The 20,262-nt window shown below is 44.5% G+C and carries 17 protein-coding genes; 15 read left to right on the forward strand and 2 right to left on the reverse strand.

Going from position 1 to position 20,262, the window contains the following annotated elements:
* Positions 1 to 34 precede the first annotated feature (34 nt).
* Positions 35 to 814, forward strand: a complete 780-nt coding sequence (locus HFM85_RS13670) for a DUF975 family protein (protein ID WP_173738779.1) — start codon at positions 35 to 37, stop codon at positions 812 to 814.
* 624 nt (positions 815 to 1,438) lie between these two features.
* Here HFM85_RS13670 and HFM85_RS13675 read toward each other — a convergent pair.
* Positions 1,439 to 1,927 (reverse strand): Gx transporter family protein, encoded by a 489-nt coding sequence (locus HFM85_RS13675; RefSeq protein ID WP_173738780.1) that lies wholly within the window; start codon positions 1,925 to 1,927, stop codon positions 1,439 to 1,441.
* A gap of 4 nt (positions 1,928 to 1,931) precedes the next feature.
* The gene (locus HFM85_RS13680) at positions 1,932 to 2,306 is read right to left on the reverse strand and encodes a NusG domain II-containing protein (RefSeq protein ID WP_173738781.1); all 375 of its coding nucleotides are present in this window, start codon (positions 2,304 to 2,306) and stop codon (positions 1,932 to 1,934) included.
* A gap of 448 nt (positions 2,307 to 2,754) precedes the next feature.
* Between HFM85_RS13680 and HFM85_RS13685 the strand changes: the two genes are divergently transcribed.
* The 14 genes from HFM85_RS13685 to thiC all read left to right on the forward strand — a co-directional run bounded on the left by HFM85_RS13685 (position 2,755) and on the right by thiC (position 19,993).
* Complete coding sequence (locus HFM85_RS13685) at positions 2,755 to 3,360, forward strand: FMN-binding protein (RefSeq protein ID WP_173738782.1); 606 nt, start codon at positions 2,755 to 2,757, stop codon at positions 3,358 to 3,360.
* Complete coding sequence (locus tag HFM85_RS13690) at positions 3,357 to 4,130, forward strand: 4Fe-4S binding protein (protein ID WP_173738783.1); 774 nt, start codon at positions 3,357 to 3,359, stop codon at positions 4,128 to 4,130. Before HFM85_RS13685 ends, HFM85_RS13690 begins: the two co-directional genes overlap by 4 nt.
* A 3-nt stretch (positions 4,131 to 4,133) precedes the next feature.
* Positions 4,134 to 5,198, forward strand: a complete 1,065-nt coding sequence (locus HFM85_RS13695; RefSeq protein WP_173738784.1) for an FAD:protein FMN transferase — start codon at positions 4,134 to 4,136, stop codon at positions 5,196 to 5,198.
* A gap of 127 nt (positions 5,199 to 5,325) precedes the next feature.
* A complete protein-coding gene (locus tag HFM85_RS13700; protein ID WP_173738785.1) occupies positions 5,326 to 7,536 on the forward strand; it encodes a penicillin-binding Tp47 domain C-containing protein in 2,211 nt (736 codons plus the stop codon).
* Between the two features lie 116 nt (positions 7,537 to 7,652).
* Entirely contained in the window at positions 7,653 to 9,227 is a 1,575-nt protein-coding gene (locus tag HFM85_RS13705; RefSeq protein WP_173738786.1) for an FMN-binding protein, read from the forward strand.
* Between the two features lie 412 nt (positions 9,228 to 9,639).
* Entirely contained in the window at positions 9,640 to 10,587 is a 948-nt protein-coding gene (locus tag HFM85_RS13710) for an L-lactate dehydrogenase (protein ID WP_173738787.1), read from the forward strand.
* A gap of 72 nt (positions 10,588 to 10,659) precedes the next feature.
* A complete protein-coding gene (locus HFM85_RS13715; protein WP_173738788.1) occupies positions 10,660 to 12,816 on the forward strand; it encodes a Tex family protein in 2,157 nt (718 codons plus the stop codon).
* 217 nt (positions 12,817 to 13,033) lie between these two features.
* Positions 13,034 to 13,897 (forward strand): mechanosensitive ion channel family protein, encoded by an 864-nt coding sequence (locus tag HFM85_RS13720; protein ID WP_330594915.1) that lies wholly within the window; start codon positions 13,034 to 13,036, stop codon positions 13,895 to 13,897.
* Positions 13,898 to 14,247: 350 nt separating this feature from the next.
* On the forward strand, positions 14,248 to 14,640 hold the full coding sequence (panD, locus tag HFM85_RS13725; protein WP_021652727.1) for an aspartate 1-decarboxylase: 393 nt from the start codon (positions 14,248 to 14,250) through the stop codon (positions 14,638 to 14,640).
* A 158-nt stretch (positions 14,641 to 14,798) separates the two neighbouring features.
* Complete coding sequence (gene panC / locus HFM85_RS13730; protein WP_173738789.1) at positions 14,799 to 15,638, forward strand: pantoate--beta-alanine ligase; 840 nt, start codon at positions 14,799 to 14,801, stop codon at positions 15,636 to 15,638.
* Between the two features lie 3 nt (positions 15,639 to 15,641).
* Positions 15,642 to 16,628, forward strand: coding sequence for a bile acid:sodium symporter family protein (locus HFM85_RS13735; protein ID WP_173738790.1), 987 nt, complete (start codon positions 15,642 to 15,644; stop codon positions 16,626 to 16,628).
* 202 nt (positions 16,629 to 16,830) lie between these two features.
* Positions 16,831 to 17,859: an AraC family transcriptional regulator gene (locus tag HFM85_RS13740; protein WP_173738791.1), complete on the forward strand. Its 1,029-nt coding sequence runs from the start codon at positions 16,831 to 16,833 to the stop codon at positions 17,857 to 17,859.
* Positions 17,860 to 17,964: 105 nt separating this feature from the next.
* Positions 17,965 to 18,213 carry a hypothetical protein gene (locus tag HFM85_RS13745; RefSeq protein WP_173738792.1) on the forward strand — a complete coding sequence of 83 codons (249 nt, stop codon included), beginning with the start codon at positions 17,965 to 17,967 and terminating at the stop codon, positions 18,211 to 18,213.
* A gap of 475 nt (positions 18,214 to 18,688) precedes the next feature.
* Positions 18,689 to 19,993 (forward strand): phosphomethylpyrimidine synthase ThiC, encoded by a 1,305-nt coding sequence (gene thiC, locus HFM85_RS13750; RefSeq protein ID WP_022426187.1) that lies wholly within the window; start codon positions 18,689 to 18,691, stop codon positions 19,991 to 19,993.
* Positions 19,994 to 20,262 lie beyond the last annotated feature (269 nt).

Raw genomic sequence — 20,262 nt, forward strand, 5'->3', positions numbered from 1 at the left:
GGAGCGATGTAATCGCTCATAAGGAGAGAATTTTATGAGAAAAAATCTGAAGGGCTGTAAGAGGCTTGCGAGGGAAACTCTGGCTGGGAATTTTACAGTTCCTGTGATCGGAAGTATTGCAGTTGCGGCGATGAGTGCGGTATCCGGTTATATTTCTACAGCACTTTTTCCGGGAGATTCCCTGTATGCGATCATTGGGGGAGAGGTATTCAGTTTTATCCTTTCACTGGTGATCTGTGTTTTTTCAGCGGGACTTTACAGGATTTATCTGAATATTTCCCGTCGGGAAAAATATTCTTTTGGTGATCTTCTGTACTTTTTCAGCCATCAGCCGGATCATGTGATCGTGGCATCATTTGTGCTGGCACTGATCAATCTGGTGACTTCGCTTCCTATGGCGTGGTTTTCGTATACTACGGATATGGGAAGTACAGCAGATGCTCAGATGAACTGGGCGGTGAATTATCTGCTGTTTACGCTGCTGGGATTTTTGCTGAATCTTCTGATAGCGATGCCGTTTGCCATGACTTATTATATTCTGGCGGATAATCCGGAAATGAAGGGCGGACAGGCTTTGAAAGCCAGTGCGAAGCTTATGAAAGGGCATTTATGGGAGTACCTGAAGATGCTGCTCAGCTTTGTGCCGTGGATTATTTTTTCCATGTTTACACTTTATCTTGCGCTTATCTGGCTGGTACCTTATATAGAGACCTGCATGGCGGTTTTCTATCGGAATATATCCGGGGAGTTCGATGAACCCCCGGTATCTCCTGTAACACCGATACCGCAGTTTCAGGATGAAACCGAGGCGTAGATGAATGTCTCTCGACGGGAGGGCCTGGATGCGACTGGCATGAATTGCACTTTCCTTTCCGGGGGACACTGTTGCGTGGGCAAGGTTACGAGGGGGAAAGGCGTTCGGAGTTGCGAAGCCCACTTTTCCCCCTTGAGCTCCCCCTTTCCGGGCACGCCGTTGCTGTATGAAAGTCTGAGCCGATTTTTGAGGGTGAGGGTGAGCCGTCAGAGTGATCACTCCCTCAGCCAGACAGAAGGCGGTCTGCATAGCAGACCTGTTCCTGGAACTGAATGTAGAAAGAGGAAGTTTTTCTCCGTATATTCAATAAACAGGAAACAGGCCTGCCGCGCAGGCCGCTTTTCCGTACCCATACGTAAAAAATATCCCAATTGAGAAATGAAGAATTGGGCTAATAATATACGGTCCAAAAAAATCGGCTCAACCTGTCATTTCCAATACAGAAGCATACAGGATTAAGCCGATAAATTTACACTAATCAAAACGCATCACAGCGGCGTGGCCAGAAAGGAGGGGGGTGGGGAGGAAAAACGGCCTTCGCAACTATGAGTGCCTTTCCTCCCCACGGTTTTCCCCACTTTCACAAAGTAAAACTAATAAATCCAAAAAGCAAAACATACAAAACTAAGGATTCAAAGGAACTCTCCCCAGAACTTCCTTTACCAACACACCTATGGCAACCCCGGCGAGCACACCTGCAACAAGCAGTGCCGGTGCATACACCATCAGACTGGTGTTGCTGACCACGATCATAGCAACGATCAGCTGCCCGATATTATGGGTAACGCCTCCGGCAACACTGATTCCGATCAGGCTGAACTCCGAATGCTTTTTCAGAAAATTCATCACAGTCAGGCTGAGTGCTGCTCCGGCAAGACTATATACAATACTGAACAGGTTTCCAAACATAAATCCAATTACAAGTATGCGGACAACCGATACAAGTGCAGCTTCCCGCCAGGAATACCGATCCAGTATAAAAAGTACCGCCAGGTTCGCCAGTCCTATTTTTACACCGGGAATTCCGGCGAAGACGGGGATCAGCGATTCTACATATCCAAATATAATGGCAACCGCAGCAAACAATCCAAGATAAGCTGTTTTTCGTTTCATGATCTTATGTTACTGCATCGATCTTCGGTGAATCATCAGGCTCCGAAGGCTCAGCAGAATCCTTTCCTTCTATTACAACTTTATTCGGCAGGCAGATAATAGAACCGCCGTGTTCGTCAACTGCCTTCTGTTTCATACAGTAATGATCCGGGCAGGTGGCTTCGATCATGGTGACTTTTCCATCCTTGATCTCACAGACATTGGTATCTCCGATATGGATCACCTGATCCTTGCTCAGTGAGTACGTCCCGAATTCTTTTCCATCAACAGTAATGCGGATCGTATTATGGGAACGCTGCCCCGAAATCCGGAAACCAAGCCCAAGAATCCCGGCGATCACCAGTATGGACGCAATAAAAATCGCTTCTTTTTTCTTCAAAATAAATCTCCATTTCTATCACAGATTCGTAAAAATAATATCATACTCCCATTCAAAAGGCAAATATAAGTTAAGTGCATCTAACCTAAAAAATAATGTTGTTCGCTCCATAACCGGCAAAATTGAAATCATTCATTCAGGCAGATAAAATCCCCAATAAAAAAGTTATAAGATACTAACAAAAAGTATGGACAAGGAAAAAAAACGATGATATAATACCTACCTGTAAGTTAGAAGTATCTAATTTGTAAAATAAGATTAAATACGACTAAGTTAAATATGTAAATGAATAATATATAACTTTGCGAGCTCCCACGGAACTAAGGAATCTATAGTCATTTCAGGGAGTGCCATATCTGGCATTTTACAATGTAATTGAAATAAAGGATATTTGCTTGACGGATTATTTTGCTTTACTCGTTATAAATAAAAACAGGGGAGAAAAGAGATGAAAAACCAGAATTTTTACATGAGAGTGATCTCCGTTCTTCTGGTGATCATGGCTGTGCTTTTTTACAACAGCAGTATGAAGGCTGAGGAGAATGAGAAAGAGATCGCAGCTCTGACCGATAAAGTGGACACTCTTCAGAATCAGCAGAGTGAACTTTTAAGCGCACTGGAGACGATCTACACCAGCCGGGTTCAGAATCAGACAGCATCCGCAGCAGATACTGCGGCAGACAGCGATACAACAGACAGTGTATCAACAGACAGTGCATCAGCAGACAACAGCGAAGCAGATAACAACACCACAGACGACACAACAACAGATTCTGATTACGTATATAAAGATGGTACCTACACAGGTGAAGCTGAGGGATACGGCGGAACGATCCAGGTTGAGGTGACACTGGCCGGTGATGAGATCACATCCATCAATGTAGTCAGCGCACCCGGCGAGGACAGCGCATATCTTTCACAGGCAGAAAGCGTGATAAATTCCGTTATCAGTGCCCAGAGCACAGATGTGGACACTGTATCTGGCGCAACCTTCAGTTCAACAGGAATCCTGAATGCTGTTGATGAAGCACTTGGAAAGGCGGAAAACAAATGAAAAAAAGACAGCGGGATGTAAGGCTGATACGTGCAGGGATTCAGCTGGCGTTTTTCATAGCGGCCCCGTCTCTGTTTTCCACAGCTTTTGCAGGAATTAAATCGATTTTTCTCGCCATTGCAGCCGGACAGCCGGTAGAGTGGAATTCTTTTCTGACCGTAACAGCAGTACTTCTGATCTTTACATGCTTTTTCGGAAGACATTTCTGCGGATATGCCTGTGCATTCGGAGCATTTGGAGATGTCATGTATGAAGGCTTTGCCTGGATCTGGACGAAATGTTTTCATAAAAAAAAGAAACCAGCTCTTTCTGAAAAACTGGTTCACAGACTTCAGAAAGTGAAATATATCGTACTGGCTCTGATCCTGCTTTCCTGCCTCACAGGCGTATACGGAAAGCTTACAGGAACCAGCCCATGGGATGTTTTTTCCATGCTCACAGCCGGAAGGCTTCCAAACAGTACATATCTGGTGGGAATCATCCTTTTGATTTTGATCATGGTGGGAATGTGTACACAGGAGCGTTTTTTCTGCCAGTTTCTCTGCCCGATGGGAGCGGTTTTCGCATTGATGCCGATCCTGCCCGGAGCACTTTTTAAGAGAAACCGAGAGAAATGCCCTCCGAAATGCGGACTTTGTAAAAAAAGATGCCCTGCACATCTGGACATTGACGGTGACACAGCAATGTCCGGCGAATGTCTTTGCTGTCATGCCTGTGCGGCAACATGCCCCAGAAAAAACATTCACATAGGAACAACAGAGGAAAAATAATCTATGAAATTTCATGCTCTGAAAAAGAAAGCTTTTCTGGCAGCAGCAGTATTTACGGGAACAACAATGGTGATTCCATCCATGTGCCTGGCTGCATCAGATAAAGATATACAGACATATACAGATACAGATTTTGCTATGGATACTGTGGTATCCGAAACACTTTATACCACAGGAGACGATATAAACAGTAAGCTGACATCCGTGCTGACGGATGTGGAAACGAACCTTCTTTCCTGGACGAATGAGGACTCGCAGATCTGCAAGGTGAACGCATCTGACGGAAAAGATATGGAGATTTCCGGAGAACTTTCCGGTTATCTGGAGCGGATACTTAAAATTGCCAGAGACTCTGACGGAGCTTTTGATCCGACGATCGGGAAACTGATCCGGCTGTGGGATATTGGAGGGGAAGATCAGAGGATTCCGGGCGAGGATGAGATCAGGAAAGTTCTGAAGGATTCCGGCTACGAAAAAGTTTCGCTGGCAGGAAACAACATCAGTATGGATGAAGGATGTTCCCTTGATCTTGGTGCAGCCGGAAAAGGTATCGGATGTGACTCTGTTCTGGAATATGTGGAAACTCAGAAGGATGTAACAGCAGCACTGATGAATCTTGGTGGAAGCAGTGTCATGACTTACGGAAGCAAACCGGACGGTTCTTCCTGGAACGTGGCAGTGACAGATCCGCGGGCTGAAAATGACGAAGAGTATCTTGGAGTGGTTGCCTTAAACGGCACAGAGTTTCTTTCCACATCAGGAGATTATGAGAAATATTTTATCGAAGATGGTGTGAGATATCACCACATTATGGATCCGTCTACCGGATATCCGGCAAAAAGCGGAGTAACCGGAGTGACCGTTGTATGCGATACAGGACTGGAAGCAGATGCACTTTCCACAGCATGCTTTGTATTAGGTGTGGAAAAAGGCTCCGAATTGTTGAAAAAGTACAACGCAGATGGACTTTTTGTGGATGAAGACCATCATGTGTACCTCACCGATGGAATGAAGGAGCGATTCAGCCTTCTTCAGGATTCCTACAGCGTGGAGGATATCACACAATAAAAGCGATAGTAAAGCCTGTAGCAATTCCTGAAATTTCGTCATCAGGTTCTCGACCGAAAACAGGGAGAGTCGGAATTGTTATGGAAGGTTTTCTATAAATATTTCATATTTTTAGGAGGAATAAGTAATGCAGAAGTGGAATCTACTGAAAAAAACAGCTCCATGCATCCTGAGTCTTGCAGTGGCAGCAACAACTTTCCCGACAGCTGTAATGGCAACAGATTTTGATACGGCAGTCGTTTCCGAAGCAGAAACTCAGGAAGCAGATGTTGAGGACTTTGGCGCAGAAGAAGTTGAAGCTGCTGAGGATACAACACAAGAGATGCCAGAGGATATTCAGCAGGATGAGGCAGCAGATGATCTTGAGATCCAGGAAGATGCTGTAGCTGAAGAAGCCGATCCTGTTTCCGATGGAGAAGATGAGTTTTCAGCAGGCGATGATACAGAGGAAGCTTTCTCCGATGCAAGCCAGCTGAAAGGTGAGTATCAGTATGTATATGCGGGACTTACATGGGGTGAGTACTGGGCATCCGAGGGAGTTTATAATGCAGGCGATACAAGCTCCAGTGATGAGCCTGACCTTAAAGGTGAGGCTGATAAAGGTGCTTTTGATACAGTAACAAGAGCAACTGCCAATCATGGACTTCACAGAGGAAGCTATCAGACAGAAGCTACAATTGTTGCAGAAGATGGAACAAGATTTGATGTTTCCTACTGGAAAGACGGTGGAAAAACAATCGTACTTACAGATGGTTCTGAGGCTGCATGGAACAGAGGAACTGTTACAAAAGACGGAAAAGATTATGAAATGAATCATTACGAAGTGTATGGCCTTAAATATGTTCCGGTAGCAGTTAAAACAGCAGATTTTGCAGATTTTTGCAAAAAATATAATGTTGTACAGGCTGGCGGAACTATTTCCGGTGGATATGGCGAGATGAATCTTCAGTCCTATGTTGGTCTTGTAGCTGATGTAACTGCTGATACCAATGGTCTGAAATATGCTGAGAAGAACGGTGACAGTTTTACATTTACAGCAAGAAAGTCTGATGGAACAGCATCCGGTATTAAAGATCAGGCTCTGAAAACAGCTACAGGTATTGAACCGCAGGTGAAAGCTGCAAGTGGAAGCTATGGTGAGTTCCTTCGTGTAGACCTTCTTGGAAATTACGGAGATCTTGGTGCGAACATGCAGGCTGTACGCTGGGATTACTATGGAGATGATTCTACATATACCAAACCCCTTGCTTCTTACGGAACCAAGTTTGCTGCAGATAACTGGATGCATAAAGCTATGGGAATCCAGCTTGGACTGACTCATTCCAAGCGTTGCAAACTTCCGGGAGGAACAGACGGAACCGGTTACTGGAAACTGACTGTATATGCACTTGGATACAATGATTATACATATACATTCCAGGCAACAGCAGAGAATATTGTAGAGCCGCAGGTGGAGCCGACTGACTTTACATATCTTAAAGCTGAGGTTGAGACTGCAAAAGCACTGAAACAGGCAGATTACACTGTTGCAACATGGAAATCTTTCGCAGGTGAGCTTGCTGAGGCAGAGGAAGTTATTGCAAAGACAGATGCAAGCCAGGCAGAGGTTAACGAAGCACTTTCACATCTTCAGGCAGCAGAGAAAGAACTTGTCAAAGTAACTGCAGCTCTGGATAAAAAGACAGCAGCTGTATACATAGGAAAAACTGTAACTCTGAAAGCAACAAGTAATGATAAAGATGCAAAGGTAACATTTAAATCCAGCAACACAAAAGTAGCAACAGTAAGTAGTACAGGAGTTGTAAAAGGTGTGAAAGCCGGAACAGCAACAATTACAGCTGCTTACGGAAATGCAACAGCAACATGCACAGTAACAGTTAAAGCTTCATCTGTTAAATTTGCAAAGAAGACAGTGGTTGTTTACAAAGGAAAAACAGCAACAGTAAAAGCAACACTGGCAGGCGTTTCCTCTGTAAAATACACAAGCAGCAATAATAAAGTTGCAACAGTAAACAGCAAAACAGGTGCAGTAAAAGGTTTGAAAGCTGGAACAGTAACAATCACAGCAACAAGCGGAAAACTGAAAGCAACATACAAGCTGATAGTTAAGAACCCGACATTCAGTCTTACAAAATCTTCCGCAACAATCAAAAAAGGAAAAACAACAACAATCAAATCCAAAGCAGCACCTGCCGGCAAAGTTACATACACAAGCAGCAACAAGAAAGTTGCAACTGTAACAAGCAAAGGCGTTGTTAAAGGAATCAAAAAAGGTAAAGCAACAATCACAGTTAAATGCAACGGCATTACAAAGAAATTTGTGGTAACTGTTAAGTAAATACCTGGTAAGTACCTCTGCCGCAGAGCATTTTATGTATCTGCGGCAGAAGTCTGCCTGTCGGCACGGAAATAAATGCCTGGCAAAAGCCGCATAAAGAGGGGAGAAAAGTATTCATGGAAAAAGATCTGAAAGAAAAAAAGCCATCTGAAAATAATGACCCGAAGATACCCTGGCCAAAACTGATCCCTGCAGCAGCTGTGATCGCGGCACTTGCATTTTCAGGTATCAAGGCACAGGGCTCTGATGAAAACACAGAAACTCTTCAGAAGTCAGATACGACCGTAATGTCTGCTTCTGAGCTGGAAAAATATCTTGGTTATGAGGAAGAAGATAATTCAGTTTCCGAAACCGGTACAGCAGCAGATAAGAAAAGCACATCCAATAAAAGTACTTCAAAAAAGACATCAAAAAAATCTGCTAAAAAAACAGCAGCAAAAAAGAGCTCCGGAAAAAGAACTGTATCTGAATCTGCAAAAAACAATGCCGGCGCAGCAGGACAGGGTTCCACTCAGACACCAGTGGCCAATGTTCCGGCAGGCGGCTATAAAGACGGAACATACAAAGGATCCGGAACCGGATTCGGCGGTACGATCACTGTACGCGTGACAGTAAGCGGCGGAAAGATCGCAGCTATTGATATTTTGGACGCTTCCGGAGAAACCGGATCGTATTTTGCGTCAGCGAAAGGTGTTATCAGCAAAATGATCGCCGGAAACACACCGAATGTAGATGCGGTCAGCGGAGCAACCTATTCTTCCAACGGAATCATCCAGGCAGTCCAGAATGCTTTATCCCAGGCAGCAGCAGATGGAAGCACAAGTCAGCCAACCCCTTCACCGACACCGACTTCCACACCAACGCCAACTCCGACAAAAAAGCCGAAGCCGACCAAAAAACCTGATCCGAATAGTCCGAGCCAGTACCTGAACGGAACCTATAAAGCTTCTGCAAAAGGCTACAGCGGAGATGTAAAAGTAACTATCACTATCAAAAATGACGTGATCACATCTGTAAAACAGGAGAATACAGATACTCCGATGTTTTTTGAAAAAGCGTGGAGTGCTCTGAAAGAGCAGATCGTAGGCTCAGATTCCGTGGATGATATTGACACAGTCAGCGGAGCAACTTATTCTTCAAAGGGAATTCTGGAAGCTGTAAAAAAAGCCCTGAAGGAAGCGAAAAATCCAGAATATGGAAAAAAAGTGACCCCGACTCCAACGAAGAAGCCAACTCCGAAACCAACTGCCACACCGAAACCGACAGCAACGCCTGAGCCAACTGCCACACCGGAACCAACGGCAGTGCCTGATGATCCAAATATAACACCGACACCGGATGATCCGAACACAACACCTGTTCCGAATGATCCCAATGTAACGCCGGAGCCGACCGAAGCACCTGAGCCAACCCCTGCAGGCCTGTACAGAGACGGAACATATGAAGCAGCTGCTTTCGGATATGGCGGAAAAACAAGACTGACAGTGACTATCAGCGGAGGTCAGATCGTGTCCATCACACAAACCAACAACGACACGCCGGAATTTTTTGATCCGGCATGGGAAACTATCTATGCCCAGATCATGGCGAATCAGTCAGCAGACGGAATTGATACAGTCAGCGGTGCAACCTTCTCCTCAGAGGGAATCATCGGAGCAGCACAGAAAGCATTAAACCAGGCGAAAAACTGATTTTAACCGAAACTGCGGAGCAGTTATTCGGTTATGAGCAAGTAGCGAAAGCGGATTGCGAATATCCGATTGACTAAAAGCCCCCCCTGAATTTCAGAAAAAAATATTCTGGAATTCAGGGGTTTTTCCGTATTAGAAAAAATTTAACCGAATCAGGGAAGTTTTCAGCAGGATTGCAAATATCCGTTCAAGAGGTTATTTCGATAAAAAAATAACATGGAAATATACAGAATAATATAAAAAACGTCAGAATATACATTGAAAATAATTGAAAAATATCGCGAATTAATGGCGCGTAACTTAAGAAGTATAGTTATAATTTTATTGCACGGATCTTGATTTTATGATATGTTTTAGTGTGTGTACTTATAATTGTTATTTATATGACAAACAACGCTGAAAGGAGAATAACATGAGTAGTAAAATTACGATCATCGGAGCAGGAAGTGTAGGAGCAACCATCGCTTACACATTATCACAGAGGAGCATTGCCTCAGAAATCGTACTGATCGATATCAACAAGCAGAAGGCAGAAGGAGAGGTCATGGATATTGAACAGGGAACCAGTTTCCGTGAACCGATCTCCATTGTGGCGGGAGATTATCCGGATGCTGCGGACTCAGATATTGTAATCATCACTTCCGGTATTGCCAGAAAACCAGGACAGACACGAATTGAACTGACACAGACTAACGTTAATATTATGAAGAGCATCACTCCGGAGATCGTAAAAGTGGCTCCTAAAGCACTTTATATTATCGTAAGCAATCCGTGTGATATTATGACATACGCTTTTGCGAAGCTTTCCGGACTTCCGGAGAGCCAGATTTTAGGCTCCGGTACAGCTCTGGATACTGCACGTCTCCGCTGCAGACTTTCCAGGCATTATGGAGTTTCTGAGAAAAATATCCACGCTTATGTATTTGGCGAGCATGGAGATACTTCTTTTGTACCATGGTCAAGAGCATTTGTGGCAGGTGCAACTCTGGATGAATTTGATAAGATTGCTCATGAGGATCAGAAGGATATGCCGCCACTTGACAAGGAAGAGGTTCTGGAGTATGTTCATACTTCAGGGTCAACTGTTATTGCCAAAAAAGGTGCAACTTTTTATGCAGTAGCAGTATCTGTGTGCAGACTTTGCTCGCTTCTTCTTGCAGCATCTGATACAATTGTCAGTGTGTCAACTATGCTTCACGGAGAGTACGGCATTGAGGATGTATGTCTTAGTACAATGGCATCTATCGGACCGGAAGGTGTGAAGAGTATCGTACGCGTTCCTCTTACTGAAGAGGAGACTGAGAAACTTCATGCAAGTGCCAATGCACTGAAAAACGTGATCGCACAGATTGACCTTTAATAAATGTCTGAAGCTGTGTAAAAAGGGGAATGCAGCCCAAGACAAATCTGTAACAACGGGAGAAAGATAAAAATGGATATTATTCAGGTAATTACCAGAGAATTGAACGTTGAGAAATGGCAGGTAGAAGCAGCAGTCAGGCTGATCGATGAAGGCTGCACCATTCCTTTTATTTCCAGATACCGTAAAGAAGCAACCGGTACATTAAACGATGAACAGCTTCGTAATCTTAATGAGAGACTTACCTATTTAAGAAACCTTGAGGACAAAAAAGCTCAGGTCCTTGGCAGTATTGAGGAGCAGGGCAAGCTGACACCGGAACTGAAAAAGCAGATCGAAGCGGCACAGACTCTTGTAGTAGTGGAGGATCTTTACCGCCCATATCGTCCGAAACGCCGTACGCGTGCTATTATTGCAAAGGAGAAGGGGCTCGGGCCGCTGGCAGATATCATTCTTCTTCAGATGACAAAGAAACCGCTGGAAGAAGAGGCGAAGGCTTTTCTTTCAGAGGAAAAAGAAGTTAAAAAAACGGCAGATGCTATCAATGGAGCCAAAGATATTATCGCAGAGCATATTTCCGATGAGGCAGACTACCGTATCTATATCCGTAAGAAAACAATGGATAAAGGAACTATCTGTTCCACTGCGAGAGATGAGAAAGAGCAGTCTGTTTACGAAATGTACTATGATTTCGAGGAGCCTGTGAAGAAACTGGCAGGCCATCGTGTCCTTGCACTGAACCGTGGTGAGAAGGAGAAATTCCTCACAGTGAAGATCGTGGCACCGGAGGAAGATATCATCCGCTATCTTGAGAAACAGGTGATCGTCCGTGACAATCCGAATACAACCCTGGTTCTGAAGGAAGTGGTGGAGGACAGCTACAAGCGTCTGATCGGCCCGGCCATTGAGCGTGAGATCAGAAGTGCATTAACGGAAGGAGCAGAGGACGGAGCCATTCACGTATTTGGCAAAAATCTGGAGCAGCTTCTTATGCAGCCTCCAATTGCAGGACAGGTAGTTCTTGGCTGGGATCCGGCATTTCGTACAGGATGTAAGCTGGCAGTGATAGACCCGACCGGAAAAGTTCTGGATACCACTGTGATCTATCCGACAGCGCCTACCAATGAGACCAAGATCCGTGCAGCCAAAGAAACCCTCAAAAAACTCATCAGCAAATATCACGTAACCCTGATCTCCGTAGGAAACGGAACCGCATCCAGAGAGTCAGAGCAGATTATCGTGGAACTCCTTAAGGAAATCCCGGAAAAAGTTCAGTACGTGATCACCAACGAGGCAGGTGCTTCCGTATATTCCGCAAGCAAGCTTGCAACGGAAGAATTCCCGAATTTTGATGTGGGACAGCGTAGTGCCACATCTATCGCAAGACGTGTCCAGGACCCGCTGGCAGAGCTTGTAAAGATAGACCCGAAATCCATTGGTGTCGGTCAGTACCAGCATGACATGAACCAGAAGAAACTGGGCGAGGCACTGAACGGAGTTGTTGAGGACTGCGTGAACAAAGTCGGCGTAGATCTCAATACAGCATCTGCTTCCCTTCTGGAATATATTTCCGGAATCAGCAAAGCTATCGCAAAGAATATCGTAGCTTACCGTGAGGAGAACGGCCGCTTCCAGACAAGACGGGAACTTCTCAAAGTTGCGAAACTTGGCCCGAAAGCCTTTGAGCAGTGTGCAGGTTTCACACGGATCACAGGGGGCAAAAATCCTCTGGATGCAACAAGTGTTCATCCTGAGAGCTACGACGCGGCAAAAAAACTCCTGGAAAAACTTGGCTATACACCACAAGACGTGGCAGAGCGTAAACTTACCGGCATTTCCAGACAGATCCGCGATTACGGAAAACTGGCCAAAGAACTGGAAATCGGTGAGCCGACACTTCGGGATATCGTAAAAGAGCTGGAGAAACCGGCAAGAGATCCACGTGATGAGATGCCGAAGCCGATTCTCCGCACAGATGTCCTTGATATGAAGGATCTGAAAGAAGGCATGGTTCTTAAAGGAACTGTCCGCAATGTAATTGATTTCGGAGCTTTTGTAGATATCGGTGTACATCAGGACGGACTGGTTCATATTTCAGAGATGAGCGAGAAATTCATCAAACATCCGCTGGAAGCAGTCAGCGTTGGTGATATTGTGGATGTGCGTGTTCTTGGTGTGGATATGAAGAAGAAGCGGATCAGCCTTTCCATGAAGGGGATCAGTAAATAAAAAGAAATATTCAGTAAAGTGAAGCAGCCGGGAATGTTTTGCATTACATTACCGGATAGAAATACAACAGAATTATGATACAGTTACAGCAGCGATTATAACTTATTCCTTACAGAGCCGGAGAAATCGGTTTTACAGGAAAAAATCGCTGCTGTATTATTATATTACAGGATGCGGACAATAGAGTTTGACTATATCAGACGGGAGGAAAATTAATTTGGACAGTACAGTACAGACCGTTCAGGAGGTAGGAAATCAGGTAAACCAGTACAAGCAGATGTTTGAAAATTATATTCCGGATATTACCAAATTCGGAATCAAGGTTGTCCTGGCCATCGTGGCTTTCTGGGTAGGAAGCACCGTCATTAAAGGGATCGTAAAGTTCGTCAGAAAATCACTGACAAAATCCAGACTGGACACAGGTGTTGCTCAGTTTATGTCATCCCTGGTCAAGATCGTGCTTTATATACTTCTGATTTTTAACATATCCACAAGCTTCGGAGTGAAGGAATCATCATTGGCAGCACTTCTTGGAACTGCCGGCGTTACCTTGGGTCTTGCCCTGCAGGGCGGACTTTCAAACCTGGCAGGAGGAATGATGCTTCTTTTATTCAAGCCATTCCAGGTAGGAGATTACATTGTTGTCAACGGACAGAACGGAAGCGAAGGAACAGTATCCAAGATCGAGATCTGTTACACAACGCTTCTTTCCATTGACAACAAGCATATCGTGATCCCAAATGGTACGCTTTCCAACACAACCATCACCAACGTAACGGCAAGGGATCAGCGAAGACTGGAGATCAAAGTAGGGATTTCTTACAACGCAGACATCCAGAGAGCCAAGGAGATCCTGGAAGACATCCTGACAGAAGATCCTGACACAAGAGAAGACGAAGAGATGGTAGTATTTGTAGATGAGCTGGCAGAAAGTGCTGTGATCATGGGCTTCCGTGTCTGGGTAGATACAGACCGCTACTGGGACACCAGATGGAGACTGAACCAGAGGATCAAAGAAGACTTTGATTATTATGGAATTGAGATTCCTTATAATCAGCTGGATGTGCATTTGCATAAATAAAAACCCGGATTAAGTTTCAGTTATTGACAAATAACTATCACAATGTCATAATACCCCACAGAGATAGTATTTGGACTCAAAACTATACTCTGGCTGAAATCACTGGAATCTTATATAAATAACCAGCCGGAACCCGGGAAATGGGAACGGACGGATATATGAAATTATAAAAGATAAGAGCCTGTATTGATGGCAGGGAAAGTATTATAGCAGAAAATTCTGTGAATACCTTTTCATGTACAAAAAACAGGACTCAGCATACAGGGAATCAATCAGAAGCGTTTCAGGGTCGAAGTATACCCTGAGGCGCTTTTTTTATGCACTTCCCTGCAGGAAAGGACTTATATAAGATGACAATAGAAATGTTAAAAGGAAAGATCCACAGAGCAACTGTTGTCCAGGCAGAACTGGATTATGTGGGAAGTATCACTGTGGATGAGGAACTGCTGGAAGCTGCCGGAATACTGGAATATGAAAAAGTTCAGATCGTAGATGTGAACAACGGCAGCCGTTTCGAGACATACACCATTTGCGGAGAACGCGGAAGCGGTATGATCTGCCTGAACGGAGCAGCAGCAAGATGCGTGAGCACAGGTGACAAGATCATCATCATGGCTTACGCACAGTACGAGCAGGAAGAAGCCCGTACACATAAGCCTGCAGTAGTATTTGTAGATGAAGAAAATAAGATCAGCAGAGTGACCAATTATGAGAAACACGGACTGCTGAAAGATATGGCCTGAAAAAATCCGTAATAGAGGAAACTCAGATTACAGATTAGGTATGTGTCCAATGTGGACATAACGCCTTATAAAATAAGAGGAAAGTGAATTCAGAAAAGAGGCTATCTCGAAATCTATAAAAAATCCCAGTTCCCGTGACTGAGAAAGAGGAGAGAACAATGCAGGTAACAAAAACAGTAGAAGAAACAAGAAAACAGATCAAAGCGTGGAAAAAGGAAGGCAAAACAGTAGGACTTGTCCCGACCATGGGATTTCTCCATGAAGGACACGCAAGCCTGATAAAAAAATGCAGAGAGCAGAACGACATCGTAGTAGTATCTGATTTCGTCAATCCGACACAGTTCGGACCGACCGAAGACCTGGAAGCATACCCAAGAGATTTTGAGCGTGACAGCAAACTCTGCGAAAGCCTGGGAGCAGACCTGATCTTCTGCCCGGAGCCTTCCGAAATGTATCATGATCCCCACGCATTTGTAAGCATAGATACCTTATCCGAAACACTCTGCGGAAAAACACGCCCTATTCATTTTAAGGGTGTATGCACAGTAGTGTCCAAATTGTTCCACATCGTAGCACCGGACAGAGCATATTTCGGACAGAAAGACGCACAGCAGCTGGCTATCATCCGCAAGATGGTGCAGGATCTGAATTTTGATATTGAGATCATTGGCTGCCCCATCGTCCGTGAGGAGGACGGACTTGCAAAATCCTCCAGAAATACATATTTAAGCCCTGAAGAAAGAAAAGCAGCTCTCTGCCTGTCAAAAGCAGTAAAAGCCGGACAGGAAGCTATCCGCACAGGAATCCCGGCAGAAGAGCTCCTTGGAAGAATGCGCGCAGTGATCGAAGAAGAACCTCTGGCAAAGATCGATTATGTATCCATGGTAGACGCACTTACCATGCAGCCGGTGGAAAAAGCTGACCGCAGCGTTCTCGTAGCAATGGCTGTTTACATCGGAAAAACAAGACTGATCGACAACTTCAGCTACGAGGTATAATATATGGAAAAAATCTTAAATAAAATCGCAAAGATCAGCAGCCTTGCATCCAGATATATCGGGATCATTATCATCGCTTTTTCCTGCGTGGCTTTTTTCTGGAGGGACGGTTTTGCCTGGATGACCAATTACACTTCTGTATTCCTTGGGGTTATCATGTTCGGAATGGGACTGACCATAAAGATGGAAGACTTCCGGATTGTTTTTTCCAGACCTAAAGAAGTGGTGATCGGAGCAGTGGCACAGTATACCATCATGCCTGTAGTGGCCTGGATACTGTGCAAGGTGATGAATCTTCCGGCTGACCTGGCCCTGGGAGTGATCCTGGTAGGCTGCTGCCCGGGGGGAACAGCCAGCAATGTGATCACCTATATTGCAGGCGGTGACGTGGCATTATCTGTAGGAATGACAATCGTTTCCACGCTGGCAGCACCCCTTGCCACACCGTTTCTTGTATATGTTCTGGCAGGAGCCTGGGTGGAAGTATCTTTCTGGGCTATGGTGCTCTCTGTGATAAAAGTGATCCTGGTTCCGGTACTTCTGGGAATCATTTTGCGGAGTCTTGCAGGAGAACACGTAGACAAAGTATCCGACGTGATGCCGCTGATCTCAGTGATCGCTATCGCTATGATCATCGGAGGAATCGTGGCAGTAAATGCGGACAAGATCTTAAACTGTGGAGTTCTGGTGCTTGGAGTGGTGGCTATCCATAACTTCTGCGGTATGATGTTAGGTCTCCTTGCAGCAAAAATCTTCCACGTGGAATATTCCAGAACAACAGCCATAGCTATAGAAGTAGGCATGCAGAACAGCGGTCTTGCAGTTTCGCTGGCAGCAGCTAATTTTGCAGCCAATCCTCTGGCAACACTGCCAGGAGCAATCTTCAGCGTATGGCACAATATCGCAGGTTCCATATTCGCCGGAATCCGCCGTGCAGGAGCAGAACGCCAGACAGAACCAGGGAGCGGTAAGCTGGCGGAAGAAAGCTAAAAAGACAGAAGAACACTGAGGGGAGTTCGGAATATCGTTTTTATAAAGAAACCCGACAGCGTATGGATTGATCTGTATGCTGTCGGGTTTTGCGTTGTGGATTTGGAAATCGCATGTTAAACTGGAAACATAAAACACAGATATAAGACAGGTTCAGGAAAGAAGCCTGTGAACATTAAACATTGTAAAAGAGGACACTGCAATGAAATATGATGATCTGATACAGGAATTGAATACATGGGAGTATGATGAGAAGATTTTCCGGGAATATTATTTTATGGAAAAAATTCCGAAGAATATTTCGGGATTTGCAGCAAGACATTCGGACCATAAAAAAGAAGTTGAGTGGGTACAGAATCCGAAAAAAGTAAATGCGCATTCCAGAGAGGATGCGTTTATCCCGCAGGGATATAATGTGAGTCTGGTAAAACACCCGAGATATTTTCCATTGTTTTATCATGAACATGATTTTTTTGAAATCATATATGTTCTGTCAGGAACCTGTACTAATTCCTTCCGGGATTCCACAGAGAAACTGACAGCAGGAGACCTGTGCCTGATCGCACCTGATGTCAGACATGGAATCCTGGCAGTGGAGGACGACAGTGTAATTCTGAATATCTTGATCCGCCGCAGCACATTTATGGATATCTTTTACAATACAGTCCGTGATAAGACCCAGATTTCCGGTTTCTTTGTAGGGAACCTATATTCCAGAGAAAAAATACGCTACCTTCTTTTCCGTACGAAGAATGATACAGTTATCCGTAATTACATTCTGGACATGTACAGGGAACAGAAAACCAGCGACAGTTTTTCAGACAGGATCATCTGCAGCATCCTTACATTGTTTTTTGTGGAGCTGACCAGACGCCATGGGAAAAATGTAAGCATACCGGATAACAGAAGAGAACGGACGGAGCAGGAATCCGAAATGCTTGCTTATATGATGGGAAACTGCAGTACAGTAACTTTAAATGAACTTGCAGAGAAATTTCATTTCTCTGTACCATACTGTTCGAAACTGATCAAATCTATCTCAGGAAAAAATTTTTCCAATCTTCTCACAGAGATCCGTCTGCAGCATGGCGAACAGCTTCTTCTCTGCAGCCAGCTCAGTGTAGAAGATATCAGTGACAGGGTAGGGTATAAAAATCCGGAAAGTTTTATCCGTGCATTTCGCCGCTTATACAATGATACACCAAGTCAATACAGAAGAAAGAATAAATAAAGTCAATTAAATTGATTATTTCAAATCATGGAAGCAGTTCCGACATTCCGCTATGATGTAAGCAAATAAAAAACATCAATGCAGAATAAAAAGGAGGAAGCCAGTATGAAATATAATGATACTTATTCCATGATCGGAGCTATGATTAACCAGGGATTTGAAGTTGAGTTTAAGAAAGAACGGGAGAAAAAAGAAAAACGCCGCAGATTCTTACGCAAATTGATTGTCATGATATCTCGATTAAAGAAGCGTTCGGGAAATATTACAGAGAATATGTCCGACAGTGCCGGTAAATGCAGATGTGATGCGCATACGATATGTGCATGTGCTGTCGATTGTGGAGACAGAGTGTGATAATCTGTTACAACAAATCGATACAAGTCACATTATGTCGAAAGAAAAAGTCATAAAATGCAGAAATGCGGTTTACAAATATTTTTTCTTATACTATAATAAGACCATGGACGACAAAAGTCCCCAACATATGAAAACAGGGGGGCCCGCTGAAGCGAGCTGAGAGTAGACTGTAAATGTCTTGACCCATAACCTGATTTGGATAATGCCAACGTAGGGACATATGCACGAAGGATTCTTAAAGACACAGAAGATCAGAGAGTACAGAAGATTTTTATTAAGTACGTAAGATTAAGAGCCGGTTGCCGTGATGCGTATGCGTTGCAGCGACCGGCTTTTTGTTGTATAAACATAAAGAATTTACAGAAGGATACCCTATATCTGACGGGAACAGAGCTTGTACAGCAGACCGGAATTCCGACAGCAGTGACAGATTTTCCAGATTCGGATACGAAATGAAAGGAGATTTTTTTACATGAGAAATTACAGTACACAGATGGAGGCTGCCCGTAAAGGCATCATCACACCTGAACTTGAGATTGTAGCTAAGAAAGAACGAATGACAACAGAGGAGCTGCTTCCGCTGGTAGCCTCCGGTAAGGTGGCAATCTGTGCAAATAAAAATCATAAATGTATCGATCCGGAGGGTGTAGGCTCCATGCTCCGCACTAAGATTAACGTAAACCTTGGTGTATCCAGAGACTGCAAGGACTATGATGTAGAGATGCAGAAAGTAATGGAAGCTGTCAACATGGGAGCACACGCTATCATGGATCTTTCTTCCCACGGAAATACCATTCCGTTTCGCCGTAAGCTGACAAGTGAGTGTCCGGCTATGATCGGAACAGTTCCTGTTTATGATTCAGTTATCCACTATCAGAGAGATCTTGACACACTGACAGCTAAGGATTTCATTGATGTGGTAAGACTTCACGCACAGGATGGAGTAGATTTTGTAACTCTTCACTGCGGAATCACAAGAAAGACTATCGATCAGATCCGTAACCACAAGAGAAAAATGAACATTGTTTCCAGAGGAGGTTCTCTTGTATTTGCATGGATGTGCATGACCGGCGAGGAGAATCCGTTCTATGAATATTACGACGAGATCCTGGATATCTGCCGTGAGTATGATGTGACCATCTCCCTTGGCGATGCCTGCCGTCCGGGATGTCTGGCTGATGCAACAGACGTATGCCAGATCGAGGAGCTTGTACGTCTTGGCGAGCTGACCAAGCGTGCATGGGAAAAAGATGTCCAGGTTATGGTTGAGGGACCGGGACACGTTCCGCTTGATCAGGTAGAGGCAAACATGAAAGTACAGCAGTCCATCTGCCAGGGTGCACCGTTCTATGTATTAGGACCGATCGTAACTGACGTTGCACCGGGATATGACCACATTACATCTGCAATCGGCGGCGCAGTAGCAGCTATGTCCGGAGCTGCATTCCTCTGCTATGTAACACCGGCCGAGCACCTTGCCCTTCCGAACCTTGAGGACGTGAAACAGGGAATCATGGCATCCAAGATCGCAGCTCATGCAGCAGACATTGCCAAAGGTGTCCGCGGTGCCCGTGAGATCGATGACAAGATGGCTGATGCCAGAAGAAAGCTTGACTGGGAAGCGCAGTGGGAGTGTGCAATGGATCCGGAAACAGCGAAACGTATCTGGAACGAGCGCAAACCGGAGCATGATGATACCTGCTCCATGTGCGGTAAATTCTGCGCAGTGCGAAGCATGAACAAGGCACTTGCAGGAGAGCATATCGATATTCTGTAGTATATAGGCAGCCGGCAGCATAACATACCTGTTTTCGGGATATGCAGCAGCCAGCCAGAGCACTGACGGGATATATTGTTTAGCTGCAATATAATATAATAGAAGAAAACGGAATATCAGAGTCGTCCATGTTTGTGGTAAAATATCACAACAGGGCGGCTCTTTTTCTGTGTATAAAATAAAAACATACATGTAAAATGTCGTCTATATGACGAAAAAATACATGTTCCATATACAAAGTGCTCAATAATCCATGTAGAAGGATTGGA

This window comes from Blautia schinkii (assembly GCF_013304825.1).
Lineage (GTDB): Bacteria > Bacillota > Clostridia > Lachnospirales > Lachnospiraceae > Blautia_A > Blautia_A schinkii_B.

Coding starts and splice junctions, on each gene's coding strand:
- HFM85_RS13675 (WP_173738780.1), bottom strand. CDS start 1,927: ATGAAACGAAAAACAGCTTATCTTGGATTGTTTGCTGCGGTTGCCATT.
- HFM85_RS13670 (WP_173738779.1), top strand. CDS start 35: ATGAGAAAAAATCTGAAGGGCTGTAAGAGGCTTGCGAGGGAAACTCTG.
- HFM85_RS13700 (WP_173738785.1), top strand. CDS start 5,326: ATGCAGAAGTGGAATCTACTGAAAAAAACAGCTCCATGCATCCTGAGT.
- HFM85_RS13715 (WP_173738788.1), top strand. CDS start 10,660: ATGGATATTATTCAGGTAATTACCAGAGAATTGAACGTTGAGAAATGG.
- panC (WP_173738789.1), top strand. CDS start 14,799: ATGCAGGTAACAAAAACAGTAGAAGAAACAAGAAAACAGATCAAAGCG.
- HFM85_RS13710 (WP_173738787.1), top strand. CDS start 9,640: ATGAGTAGTAAAATTACGATCATCGGAGCAGGAAGTGTAGGAGCAACC.
- HFM85_RS13695 (WP_173738784.1), top strand. CDS start 4,134: ATGAAATTTCATGCTCTGAAAAAGAAAGCTTTTCTGGCAGCAGCAGTA.
- panD (WP_021652727.1), top strand. CDS start 14,248: ATGACAATAGAAATGTTAAAAGGAAAGATCCACAGAGCAACTGTTGTC.
- HFM85_RS13705 (WP_173738786.1), top strand. CDS start 7,653: ATGGAAAAAGATCTGAAAGAAAAAAAGCCATCTGAAAATAATGACCCG.
- HFM85_RS13745 (WP_173738792.1), top strand. CDS start 17,965: ATGAAATATAATGATACTTATTCCATGATCGGAGCTATGATTAACCAG.
- thiC (WP_022426187.1), top strand. CDS start 18,689: ATGAGAAATTACAGTACACAGATGGAGGCTGCCCGTAAAGGCATCATC.
- HFM85_RS13735 (WP_173738790.1), top strand. CDS start 15,642: ATGGAAAAAATCTTAAATAAAATCGCAAAGATCAGCAGCCTTGCATCC.
- HFM85_RS13690 (WP_173738783.1), top strand. CDS start 3,357: ATGAAAAAAAGACAGCGGGATGTAAGGCTGATACGTGCAGGGATTCAG.
- HFM85_RS13740 (WP_173738791.1), top strand. CDS start 16,831: ATGAAATATGATGATCTGATACAGGAATTGAATACATGGGAGTATGAT.
- HFM85_RS13685 (WP_173738782.1), top strand. CDS start 2,755: ATGAAAAACCAGAATTTTTACATGAGAGTGATCTCCGTTCTTCTGGTG.